The sequence below is a fragment of the Psychrobacter sp. AH5 genome (genome assembly GCF_040371085.1).
Lineage (GTDB): Bacteria > Pseudomonadota > Gammaproteobacteria > Pseudomonadales > Moraxellaceae > Psychrobacter.
This window is the reverse complement of record NZ_JAMBMT010000001.1, coordinates 1,203,717-1,216,302: the sequence shown is the minus strand read 5'-3', so window position 1 is coordinate 1,216,302 and position 12,586 is coordinate 1,203,717. Positions and strand designations below refer to the sequence as shown.

9 protein-coding genes are annotated in these 12,586 nt (G+C 43.7%); 3 read left to right on the top strand and 6 right to left on the bottom strand.

Annotation, left to right across the window (positions count from 1 at the left end; all coding sequences use genetic code 11):
* Positions 1 to 2: 2 nt before the first annotated feature.
* Positions 3 to 1,118: an S-(hydroxymethyl)glutathione dehydrogenase/class III alcohol dehydrogenase gene (locus M0N77_RS05085; RefSeq protein ID WP_353105574.1), complete on the top strand. Its 1,116-nt coding sequence runs from the start codon at positions 3 to 5 to the stop codon at positions 1,116 to 1,118.
* 248 nt (positions 1,119 to 1,366) lie between these two features.
* Complete coding sequence (locus M0N77_RS05080) at positions 1,367 to 3,727, top strand: WG repeat-containing protein (RefSeq protein WP_353104109.1); 2,361 nt, start codon at positions 1,367 to 1,369, stop codon at positions 3,725 to 3,727.
* Positions 3,728 to 3,760: 33 nt separating this feature from the next.
* Here M0N77_RS05080 and M0N77_RS05075 read toward each other — a convergent pair whose 3' ends face one another.
* The 4 genes from M0N77_RS05075 to yghU form a co-directional block, all read right to left on the bottom strand.
* The gene (locus M0N77_RS05075; protein ID WP_353104107.1) at positions 3,761 to 5,020 is read right to left on the bottom strand and encodes a DUF819 family protein; all 1,260 of its coding nucleotides are present in this window, start codon (positions 5,018 to 5,020) and stop codon (positions 3,761 to 3,763) included.
* Between the two features lie 273 nt (positions 5,021 to 5,293).
* Complete coding sequence (locus M0N77_RS05070) at positions 5,294 to 6,952, bottom strand: DEAD/DEAH box helicase (protein ID WP_353104106.1); 1,659 nt, start codon at positions 6,950 to 6,952, stop codon at positions 5,294 to 5,296.
* A gap of 490 nt (positions 6,953 to 7,442) precedes the next feature.
* A complete protein-coding gene (locus M0N77_RS05065) occupies positions 7,443 to 8,570 on the bottom strand; it encodes a DUF1176 domain-containing protein (RefSeq protein WP_353104105.1) in 1,128 nt (375 codons plus the stop codon).
* Positions 8,571 to 8,847: 277 nt separating this feature from the next.
* Positions 8,848 to 9,690: a glutathione-dependent disulfide-bond oxidoreductase gene (yghU, locus tag M0N77_RS05060; RefSeq protein ID WP_353104103.1), complete on the bottom strand. Its 843-nt coding sequence runs from the start codon at positions 9,688 to 9,690 to the stop codon at positions 8,848 to 8,850.
* A gap of 290 nt (positions 9,691 to 9,980) precedes the next feature.
* On the opposite strand from yghU, the gene M0N77_RS05055 reads away from it, so the two are divergent.
* A complete protein-coding gene (locus tag M0N77_RS05055) occupies positions 9,981 to 11,357 on the top strand; it encodes a DHA2 family efflux MFS transporter permease subunit (protein WP_353105573.1) in 1,377 nt (458 codons plus the stop codon).
* A 132-nt stretch (positions 11,358 to 11,489) separates the two neighbouring features.
* Here the strand turns inward: M0N77_RS05055 and bfr (M0N77_RS05050) are convergent, their stop codons facing one another.
* Together bfr (M0N77_RS05050) and bfr (M0N77_RS05045) are read right to left on the bottom strand one after the other, a co-directional pair.
* Entirely contained in the window at positions 11,490 to 11,972 is a 483-nt protein-coding gene (gene bfr / locus M0N77_RS05050; RefSeq protein WP_353104102.1) for a bacterioferritin, read from the bottom strand.
* Between the two features lie 66 nt (positions 11,973 to 12,038).
* A complete protein-coding gene (gene bfr, locus M0N77_RS05045) occupies positions 12,039 to 12,530 on the bottom strand; it encodes a bacterioferritin (RefSeq protein WP_353104100.1) in 492 nt (163 codons plus the stop codon).
* Positions 12,531 to 12,586 lie beyond the last annotated feature (56 nt).

Here is a 12,586-nt window from a genome sequence, read left to right as displayed (position 1 = left end):
TTATCAAATCTAAAGCCGCCGTCGCTTGGGGCCCTAATGAGCCGCTATCTATCGAAGAAGTCGATGTCATGCTACCGCGTAAAGGCGAAGTATTAGTAAAAATTCTCGCCAGTGGCGTCTGTCATACCGATGCCTTTACCTTATCGGGCGAAGATCCAGAAGGCGTATTCCCGACTATCTTAGGTCATGAAGGCGGCGGTATCGTTGAGCAAATCGGCGAAGGCGTCACCAGCGTGCAAGTTGGCGATCATGTTATTCCTTTATATACTGCTGAATGCGGCGTTTGTAAAATGTGCCGCTCTGGCAAAACCAACCTGTGCTCAGCGGTACGCGAGACCCAAGGTAAAGGCTTGATGCCAGATGGTACGACCCGTTTTTATAAAGACGGCAAGCCAATTTATCATTACATGGGCTGCTCGACCTTCTCTGAATATACCGTCCTGCCCGAGATCTCTTTAGCCAAAGTCGATAAAGAAGCGCCACTTGAAAAGGTATGCTTGCTCGGCTGCGGCGTCACTACCGGTATGGGCGCGGTGATGAATACCGCGAAAGTAGAAGAAGGCTCAACCGTCGCTATTTTTGGTCTGGGTGGTATTGGCCTTGCTGCTATCATCGGCGCAAAAATGGCCAAAGCCCGCCGTATTATCGGCGTTGATATTAATGAGGATAAGTTTGAGCTCGCCAAAAAGCTTGGTGCAACTGATTGTATCAACTCCAAAGACTACGACCAACCTATCCAAGATGTCATCGTGGAGATGACCGATGGCGGCGTCGATTATTCGTTTGAGTGTATCGGTAACGTCGATGTAATGCGCTCAGCACTTGAGTGCTGTCATAAAGGTTGGGGCGAGTCGGTTATCATCGGGGTCGCCGGCGCAGGTAAAGAGATCTCCACCCGTCCGTTCCAGCTTGTCACCGGTCGCGTCTGGAAAGGCTCAGCATTTGGCGGGGTCAAAGGCCGCACAGAATTGCCCGGCTACGTTGAGCGCTACTTACAAGGCGATATTCCTTTAGAGAGTTTTATCACTCATACCATGCCTCTTGAGGACATTAACCAAGCGTTTGAGCTGATGCATGAAGGTAAAAGCATTCGCTCCGTGGTGCATTTTGATGAATAAAACTTATATTTAGGGTAATAATTATTAACGTTAATAATCAGTACTCGTTAAATAAGTGACCCGTAAAAGGGCCGTATAATTTAATTATGCGGCCCTTTTTTATGAATGTTTATCTTAAATGTTCAGTCATAGAATGAGTTCACACATTTTAGGTGATCTAATTTTATTCATGTTTATTTAAACTATTGCCAAGCCAGTGCACTTTAGCGTAAATTCTATACAACTCTTATCGACTAAATTTGATTTTTATGTCCGTATTACTTTCAAGCTTAAACTCATTCACTTTTAAACCCACTATCATAACGCTACGCAAGCTCACTTTAGGTGCTTTGATGACCTCAGCGGTGTTTGCTATTGCCGCAATGGTTATTATGCCCGCAGCTTATGCAGAGTACTGTAACTGTAATGAGGGTAAGCCCTATAGCATCGAGATAACTGAGCTAAACGCGTCGCACCCCAAGCAGTTTGAGCTAAAATTAAGTCATGCTTATCATCAACTTATCGATAATACAGGTCAAGTGATTCAAGATAAGCTCTATGATATAGCTGCTTATGAAGATGGGCGCATTGTTGCCAAACGTAACGGCTACTATGGCGTGATTGATGCGACAGGAAAAGTCGTTGTAGCTTTTGAATACGATGAGATTGAATTATTAGCAAACGGCTTTTATCAGCTTACCCAATACTTTGGCAGTCAATCAGCAACCGCGATAGCCGATAACTCAGGTGATTGGCTCTACCCTGCCAGCGGCGCATTTGAAAAGAACACTCAAGTTAATTATTTATACAGCGACAAAACAAGCGGCGTTACTTACTTCAAAACTTTTCAAGATGGCAAGTACGGTCTAATCAATAGTCAAAAACAAGCCCTAATCCATCCGTTATATGACAAGTTAGAGCTGTTAAATACTTGCCCTAACGAGCGCTTATTTATCAAAGCCACATTAAACCAAAAAGTTGGCTTAATAGATCACTATCAAAAAGTCATCATTCCTTTTAGTCAAAATACGACTATTGAGAACTTTAACGAAGAGACGCTGTTATTTAGCGTTAAATCTTACGTACCCCAAGGTGAGGGCAATATAGGCCACTTAAACAGAGACACTGTGATCGCTGAGAGCTTGATAAACGCGGATGGCGAAACTTTAATAAAATCAGAGTCTAGTATTAGACTGCTTAACAGTGGGCTTTACGAATATAAAGATTCTGATAAGTACGGTATTATTGATAGTAACGCTGTGATCTTATTGCCAGCGCAGTTTGATCATCTATACAGTCAGTATAGTCAATACAATGCACCTATTTTGGCAGCTCAAGCGCAAAAAATAGGCATCGTTGTTAAGAACAATCAGCAAGAATTAGTCGTTGATACAGTTTATGATGGTTTAGAGCTAAGTTATGATACTTACACTTTAAGTGAGATCCAAGGTCAAACTTTAGATGACACCGATGCAGCATATAGCGAAGATAACACTATAGATTATACTACTAGTGAGCTAAAAGCCCCTCCTTATAATCCTGATAACAAGCATTACATTGCCCGTAAAGACCATAAATTTGGTATAGTCGATAGTCAAAGTCAGATAGTCATCCCTATTATTTATGATGAACTCAATTATTTTGAAAATTTTATCAAGGTAAAAAAAGAGGGTCAGTACGGCCTACTTACTAGCAATAACGAGATTATCAAACCCACTATATATGATGATATCGTATCACTTAGCGACTCAAATGGTACTAGAGATAATATCGGCCTTGTCTTTACTAAAGATAATCAGCAACAACTCACCGATAAGTTTGGAAGCATTTTGATGCCTTTTTCTAACTATCGATTTGTTGAAAATAAGCTGCAGTATCTAGACAATATGAGTGTTATTGAAAAGCACGGAAAATATGGTTTATTCAGCGTTGCCGATAAAAAAATAATCGTTGCGCCCCTCTATGAAGACTTTTTTGAGCGTATCTATAACGATAGTATTCTTGCTCAATTAGACGGCAAAAAAGTACTGATAGACACCTCAGGCAATATTCTTACTGATGACTTATCACAATATGCAGAGATTAGGCGCTCAAGTCATAATAATGAGATTTTAGTAAAGACATACGACGATAAATATGGAGTCATAGATTATAGAGGTAAAACGATCATACGGGCAGCCTACGACTCTTTAGAGTTACAAGAGCTATCGGATAGCTATAGTGCAATTTGGGGTGAAAATAAAGAGCCTATGGTGTTTTATGTTGCTCAAAAGGGTGGCAAATATGGTATTTTTGATGATAGCGGCAAAGCTATAGCACCACTATCATATAGTTATATACAATCTTTGACTTATCCTCCCTACTTTTTAGTCAGTAAAGAGCATAATGCTAGTAGTGACGGTAATGACGATAATCAAAATAGTAATCTAGGACTAATGGATTCAACAGGCAAGTTGGTCATTGCTATGGATAACCTGAGAATAATACGCAATCATTACGACCCTGAAGGTAAGCTATACGCTATTAATGATAAAAAAAATATCGTGAAAATTTATGACAACAGCGCAAAGTTAATAGACACTCAAGATCTAAAGATATTTAAAGCAACAAATGAATGGCATGAAGATTAATTGGAGTATTAGCTACAAATTATAAAATAATCATCATCCAACCACCAAGCGCATTAACTGCGTACTAATATAACCGCCAAAAGTGCCCATCGCATAGCCCAATATGCCCAAAAACACCCCAACTGGTGCTAGCGACGGGTGAAAAGCGGTGGCGACAATGGGCGCTGAGGAGGCACCACCGGTATTGGCATTAGATCCGACCGCCAAAAAGAAAAAAGGCGCGCGGATGACTCTAGCAAAGATAAATATCATAATGACATGAAGAGTCATCCAGACTAGGCCAATAAGTAGCAAGCGCCACTGCGAGACGATACCGGCAAGATTAATCTGCATACCAATAGCAGCAATAAGTACAAAGATAAATACCGTACCGATTTTTGAGGCACCGATGTGATCTAAGCGGCGAATTTTGGTGAAAGAGAACACTACCCCGATTAAAGTAATCATCACTACCATCCAAAAGAAGCTACTGGCAAAGCTATATTGTACTGCCCAGCTATAAGGGGCAAACATCGCCGATATTTTTTCGCCTAAAAAGTGTGCGACCCCTACCATCGCAAAACATAGCCCAAACATCACCATCAAGTCATTTAGAGTCGCTGGACGGGCATGATCGCGCTCGTAGCTCTCAACCGCTACTATTACCTTATCGATACTACTGCTATCAGCTTTTAACAGCCTATCTATCTTGTCACTGTGCTTAGCCAGTACTAAGATAACTAGCAGCCAAAGCGAGGCGTTAGTCGTATCAACTAGTATCATCATGCCAAATAGATCGTCGCTAACGCCAAACAGCTCTTTCATTGCCGCTTGATTCGCCGCGCCGCCGATCCAGCTGCCCGCTACCGCTGAAAAGCCGCGCCACAAGGTGTCATCGCTGAACATCTGCGGCGATACCCATTTTGCCAAGCCTAAGCTTATCGGTCCACTAATGACGATAGCGACGCTCGCTGCCATAAACATCGCAATAGCCTTCCAGCCTAGACCTAATATCTTGGGCACATCCATGGATAATGTCATTAGCAATAAGCTGGCAGGCAGAAGATAAGTGGCGGTAAAGCCATAAATCTGCGCGCCGATGCCCTCAGCAAACACCCCTAAACTATTTAGCGTGGCGGGTATAAAGCAGCACAGTACAATACCGGGCAACACTGCATAAAAACGCCGCCAAAACGTGCCTTTTAACCCTTGGGTATAAAAAACTAGCCCAATAATAGCCATGATAATGCCAAAAGCTAAGGGCAGACTATCTATCTTGATACTAGCAACAGCTAAAACGGAGGCGGCAAGCATGGCAGAGTCCTAGCGTAGTCCAGAGAATAAAACTTGGCAGTATAGTCAAGGCTATAGATTGGCGCAACAATAAATCCGAGCTTAATCTCTTACTTTAGCCAGGCTTTAACTTTGTTATCGCCAATCTACTCTAAAAAAACAGAAAAAAAAGCCAGATACTAGCTATTCACTAGTTATCTGGCTTTGTTAAAACTCTGCCACTCACCTAAGCGTCTAAGATTAATAAAAAATATTAATACTCAAACCGCTAACAGCTAGTTTGTTACCAGCTTATTACGAGTTACCGCCGCGATTGCCACGGTTACCGCTGGGACGACCTGCGCCGCCTGAACGATTGGCTGGGCGACCTTGGCTACCGCTTGGACGACCGCGACCTGTTGCGGCGCGATCACCACGTGGGGCGCTTGTGCCATCACCGCGGCTTGGGCCAGTACGCTTACCTTGATAAGGCTTGCCACCCGAGCGCTCGCTTGGCTTGCCGCCATAGCCGCTATCATTGCTAGCGCGTTGGCCAGTGCCCTTGCTGCTATCGCCCCCACGACCGCGATTAGGAACACCGCTACCTGATTTTGCCGCATAACCCCCGCCATTACCAGAGCGGCCACGACCACTGCCACCGCCGTTAGAACGACCACGGCCACGACCTTTAGGCTTATTCTCGCTAGGTACGTAAGATTTCTTAGGCTCCATACCTTCGATAACTGATACTTCCATTTTGCGATTGAGGTAGCGGTTAATGTTGTTCAGCTGTGGACGATCATCCATGCTACATAGGCTGATAGCCACGCCGGTACGACCTGCGCGACCACAACGACCGATACGATGCACATAATCTTCAGTTTGACGTGGCAAATCATAGTTGATCACGTGTGACAAGGCTGGCACGTCAAGACCACGCGCGGCTACGTCTGTTGCGACCAAGATTTTGCATTTACCGTTACGCAGATCTTGTACAATACGGTTACGCTTGCTTTGAGGTAAATCGCCGTGCAAGAAGCTCGCTTTATGACCGTCATCTTGTAATTGCTTAGCAAGCTTTTCAGTGCTGCGCTTAGTGGCGGCAAATATGATGATTTGCTCCATCTCAGGCTGGCAAACGATCTTGTCTAAGATTTTGTTTTTGTGATTAAAGTCATCACAGTAATAGACGGTCTCTTCGATATGAGCGGACTCAACTTTGATAGAAACGCGCTCTGGGTTTTTAGTGAAGCTAGCGGCAATTTTGCCAACCGGGCCATCCCAAGTCGCTGAGCACATAACCGTTTGACGGTTAGTAGGCGCCGCTTTTAAGATATCGCTGATGTCATCAGCAAAACCCATATCTAGCATACGATCCGCTTCGTCTAGCACCAGTACTTCTAAGTTTGATAAATCAACGCGGCCTGCTTTGATATGGTCAAGTAGACGACCAGGGGTTGCGACGATGACTTGTACGCCTTTATTTAGCGCGCGAATCTGACCGTTGTACGGTGCGCCGCCAACTAATGGCACACAAAATAGACCACGCATATCATGCGAATAAGTACGAACGCTATCATGAACCTGCTGAGCAAGTTCGCGCGTTGGCGTTAGAATAAGCGCTTTAGTTAGCTTATCAAAACTTGTAGCACGGCTTAAACGATCAAGTAATGGAATGACGAAAGCGGCGGTTTTACCACTACCGGTTTGCGCCGATAATAGAAGATCGCGGCCAGCTAGTGCAAAAGGGATAGCTTGTGCTTGAATAGGGGTAGGATTGGTATAGCCACTGCGATCAAGCGCGGTAAGAATCGGCTTGGCAATATCAAGATCAGCAAAGGTGACTTGGTTGTCGTCAGTCGTAGCCGCTTGCGTATCGACATTGGCAGTATCGGTAGTTGCAGTATCTTTTGTAGTAGTGTTGTTTTCGATGATGCCGTTTTCAGCAGCAATAGTAGATAAGATGTCAGTCATGAGTATCCTTGGTAGTTAAGCCGCTGTAAATTCAGCGTACTTGTTGCCTACCACTGATAACCGTTCATCAAACAGCCTATTTACCAATGAATTTGATAAAATATCTGTAAGATGTCTGACGTATTTTGGTGGTAGTGCCGAGTGTCTTATCCTTGCCTGTCGTAACCCGTTTATTGAGGCTTAATCCAAAGCCGATAAACGTAAACCACAACCAATCTAGTATCAATAAACTAGTAGATAAGATATGAGTCAAAAATAACGGTATTGCTAATCATTGTATTTAAAACAATGGAATAAAACGTTATTTAAGTACACAAAATCATCGGCAACAATTACTCATGGTCATCCTAGACCCAAAATCGCAGGCGATGTTATCAATCTCATAATACACGTAAGCAAAGCTTTCGTGGCGACGCAGTATAGCACAGCTATCTTATTAACCCTACCTATTTTTATAATTTAATAACAATGCCACCTTATAGCCGCTCATTTAGCTTTTGACGTTGGTGACATATGTAGGTAGATCCCAAGCACCGCCCGCTTCAATCATTCGGCAAAGCCCGGTAGTACTCTCGTAGCTCTTTTTAAAACTCTTACCAGTCCAGACCCAATCTGTTTTGACTAGACAGTCGCCAATACCGCGGCCCTTTTGTATGGAGCTGATCTTTCCATCATCATAACTGGTCGCACTGACCGTCACTAACTTTGGATTATAAGGCTTGGTATCATTAATAACCCACATGCCATGACCGACATTATAGGCGCTCACCCAGCATTTGTGCTGCACTAGTAACTGGCTGGCGTTTAGCCGGCTCACCCGCCAGCCTGAATTATCAGATGAGCTATCCATCAGGCTTGGGCAATCAGTATCAGCATCCTTTAATGTCTTAGCTATCATTGTTGTTAGCTGAGAGGAAGCCATTTTAAAAGGTTTATTACTTGATGAGCTTGCTTTGGCTTTGGGCGTTATTAGACGTAGCTGCGGCGCGGCTTTGGCTGCTAGTACTTGCGAGCTTGACTTACTGCCTTTATTGATCAGCGCGCTAGGCGTTCCTAGCCGGCCTTGGGCTTCATCCGCTTTTAGCATCACCGCAGAAGCACCTTTTCCTGAGAGCTCCCAGCGGGTATTACGCGATACAAATTCAATCTTACTGGTTTTGCTCAGAGCTTCTATTAGGGCGTTAACCTGAGCTTCAGTCAAACTAGCATCATTAGTCGTGCTTGAGTACGGCAGCGCTTCGCCATAATCTTTACCATCGATGATAAGCGAGATACGATGACGACTGCCTAATTGTAGCAGTGATTTTGCCGAGCCCTCTTTAGCGCCGCCAAGCTTTACTTTGCCATGAATACCGGCATTACTACCAGCGCGGCGTATCAACAATACCGATACTGGCATCTCGCTATTATTCTCGCTCTGATAACCCGCTAGCCTACAAGTGCGCGTATTATCGCAAGCCACTTGCCAATCCTTAGAGTCAAAAGCTACCGGTGTCGCCGCTGTCGTTAGGGTGCTAATGGTTGCCGTACTGATGGCCAATAGACTGAGCATTGCAGCATTGTAGATTGAATGCTGTTTTAAGAGAGAAATCCCAGCTTTATTATTACTATTTTCCATAATGAGTACTCTTAAGTCAGGCAAAGAAAACGCTTACCTTTATAAAGCCAACGTGTCGCTATACTAACTTAGTAATGTTACTATTTGTTATTCCAATATATCATTGTGTAAGTGTTAAAAGGGATAATTAAATAACAAAAACAGTAAAAAACTATCTTTTTTATACTAAGAATGAGCTGACTAAAAGTTATTCAACTATTAAGCACTAGTAAAAAGGCCAGTAATTATTTTTACCGGCCTTTGGCTTATTTTAGTGATTATTTATATAAGAGGAGAATTAACTTATTGGTTTTAAGGGTAAATCCACCGCCCTTTTTACCGCTGGACGTGCAGCGATAGCTTTTGCCCAGCGCTGCAAATGCTGGTAGCTATCGACCTGCAAAAACTGCGCTGAACCCTCATAAAGATTGCCAAGCGCTAGCTGACCATACCAAGCCCAAATAGCTATATCAGCGATAGTGTAACTCTCTTTACCGTTACCGCACATATAGTCACAGTTTTGCAAGTGAATATCGAGTACATCGAGCTGACGTTTGGTTTCCATAGTAAAGCGATTGATCGGATATTCCATCGGCTCTGGCGCGTAAGCATAAAAATGCCCAAAGCCGCCACCTAAGTACGGCGCGCTGCCCATCTGCCACATCAGCCAAGATAAGCATTCAGTACGAGCTCGGCCTTGCTGCATAGGCACAAATTGACCAAACTTTTCGGCTAAATACAGTAAGATAGCTCCGGACTCAAAAACCTTTATAGGCTCGCCATCATTGTCATTGTCTTGGATCACCGAATAGTCCACTAGCGCAGGAATTTTTGAATTTGGATTGATATCGACAAAGCCTGAGCCGAACTGATCATTCTCACCTATATCTATTTTGTAGGCGTCATAGGCTGCGCCCTGTACTCCAAGCTCCTTTAGCTCTTCTAACATAATATTGATTTTGACCCCGTTTGGAGTGTTCAATGAGTACAGCTGTAAGGGCGCTGCACCAACAGGTAGAGTTTGCTCATGACGCGCGCCGGCGGTTGGGCGGTTGGTACTGGCAAATTTGCCGCCGTTTTCTTTATCGTTTTTCCAAACTTTGGCAGGTTGATATTGGCTATTATTATTGGTGTCACTCATAAAGGTTCCCTAATTATTATTAAACTGTCTAAAAATTATTATTTTAAAAGTAGGCTACTATAACCACTATAACCACTATAACCATAGCATGATAAAAGAGCTCTAATGTAGCGATTGTTAAGCAAAATATGAGTCTGTTTAAGTTTGCGGCTAACCATCGGTTACTTGGCTTCTCTTTTATTCATAACGCTTTATTCTTATACTACGCGCTAGCTCATAGCGTTATGCTAAACAGTGACATAACAGCGCTCTTCCACCATGACAAAAATAAGAAAAGTGATGACATCAGTATGGTAACCCTAACCCCAACGCAAGATAAATATCTGCCTTATGTCTTGGCCGTTGCTTTATTTATGCAGATACTTGATGCCACTATTTTGAATACCTCGCTGCCACAGATGGCAGCAGCGCTTGGCGAGTCGCCGCTCAAGATGCAATGGGCGGTCATTAGTTATGCCTTAACGCTAGCGATTTTTATCCCGATAAGTGGCTTTTTGGCTGATAAATATGGTACACAGCGCGTCTTCTTATCCGCTATTGTCATCTTCTCTGTTGGCTCATTGATGTGCGCCGTCTCGCCAACTTTAGATATCTTGATCGGCTCACGCGTGGTCCAAGGCATTGGCGGGGCGATGATGACGCCGGTGGCTCGGCTGATTCTCGTCAAGTCCTATCCGCGCAATAAGCTATTGACGGTGATGAATTTTGCGGTGATACCCGCGCTGATTGCCCCTTTAGTAGGGCCAGTGCTTGGCGGCTATATCGTGCAGTACTTTAGTTGGCACTGGATATTTTTGATCAATATTCCTATGGGGCTACTCGGCTTTATTATGGGTAAAAAGCTAGTGCCGGCGCTGTTTGAGGAGACTCAGCGCTTGGACTGGACAGGTTTCGCCTTATTTGCTGCCGCCGCTTGCGGCTTTACCTTAGCGGTTGAGTTTAGCTCGCAAGCCGGGCGCGGACTATATGGTTTAATATTAGCGTTAGTAGCCTCGGTGCTCATGGGCGTCTATATTTGGCACGCCAAGCGCCGGCAAGCGCCGTTATTTCCGCTAAGCTTATTTAATATTCGCACCTTTCGCATCGGTATCGTCGGTAACTTATTTACCCGCTTAGGCATTAGCGCTGTGCCTTTTTTATTGCCATTATTGTTGCAGGTGGTGTTTAAATACTCGCCGTCACAAGCCGGCTGGCTACTCGCCCCTATCGCAGTCGGCGCTATTGGCATCAAGCCTTGGGTCAGTAAAATCATTCAACGTTTCAGCTACCGAAAAGTGCTGGTCTCCAATACTATTTTGCTAGGACTATTAATAATTGTGCTCGCGCAGTTTAACGACCCCTCTTATTGGATTTGGTTTATTCCGGTGCTGACGATTATGGGCGCCTGTAACTCTATGCAGTTCAGCGCGATGAACACGCTAACTATAGGTGATTTGGAGGGCGCGCAAACCAGCAGCGGCAATAGCCTTATGGCTGTTAATCAGCAGTTGGCTATCAGCTTTGGGATTGCTTTTGGGGCGGCTTTGCTAAACTTTTTACGTGAGCGCACGCAGCTTGATATGCTGATGGCTTTTCAAACCACTTACTGGGTATTAGGTATTTTGACTATTTTGTCCGGCCTACACTTTTTGCGTTTGGGAGCAAAAGATGGTGATGGCTTGTATTGATTGTATTTATTGTATCTGTTTTTTAATATTAAACTGAGCGGCCAAAAAAACCAGTATAGGCTTAAACTGTCCAATTGTTAGGGTCAGTTCAGTCTTGTACTGGTTTTATGAGTTAAAGCCTGTTATGAATAATTAAGGCGTATCGTCATCACAAATTTGCGATTGAATATAGTTATGGATACCAACATCGCGGATCAGATCCTGCTGAGTATCAAGCCAATCATCATACTCTTCATTACCATCTTTTAGCTCAACGAGTAGCTTACGTGAGACATAATCTTTGTGCTGCTCACAAAGCGTAATGGCGTCAGTAATGATATCAAACTTTTGCCGCTCCAAGCGTAAATTGCAATCGATCATCTCTGGCACGTCCTCTGCAATGAACATTTTGCCATAATCTTGCAAGTTTGGTAGGCCGCCTAATAGTAAGATGCGGCCAATCAGATCATCGGACCATTTCATCTCATAAATAGACTGCTTATAAAAATTCTCATTAAGCGCCTCAAGGCCCCAATGCCGCGCAATACGGGCGTGCAAAAAATACTGATTAATCGCAATCAATGACTGGCCTAACACTTTATTTAACGCTCGAATAACCTCTTTATCGCCTCTCATACTCTCTCTCCCCGCTCTTTAATACTAGTCAAAATCAATCACTTTACATCCAAATAGTGGTTACTACTAATTAGTTAACTCAGGTGGCACCTCAGCTATTTGGCTTTGTAAGTAATTGGGTAAAGTGACCATATCGATGAGACGCAATTGCTGCTCAAGCCAGTGAGCGTGGTCTTCTTCAGTGTCTTTTAGCTGCTCAACTAGCATATCGCGAGTCACATAATCATGCTCAGTCTCGCACAAAGCAATACCGTCTTTGAGATGTTGCTGAACCTCATATTCAAGATTGAGATCCAGTTGTAGCATCTCAGGCACGGTGCTGCCGATATGAATATCATTAACCGTCATTTTTGGTGTGCCGCTGAGCATTAAGATACGGCGAATAATAGCTTGCGCGTGCATGGTTTCATCTTCCATCTCATGATGAATACGCTCATAGAGCTTGCCATAATGCCACTCAGCGTACATCTCAGAATGAATAAAATACTGATCCCGCGCTGCCAGCTCTCCGCCTAATAAAAAGTTTAGATAATCGATAACTTTTTGGCTACCTTTCATGATATGTACTCCCTAATTTGTGGGTTTTTTATTGGCTTTTTTGATATTACTGCTTA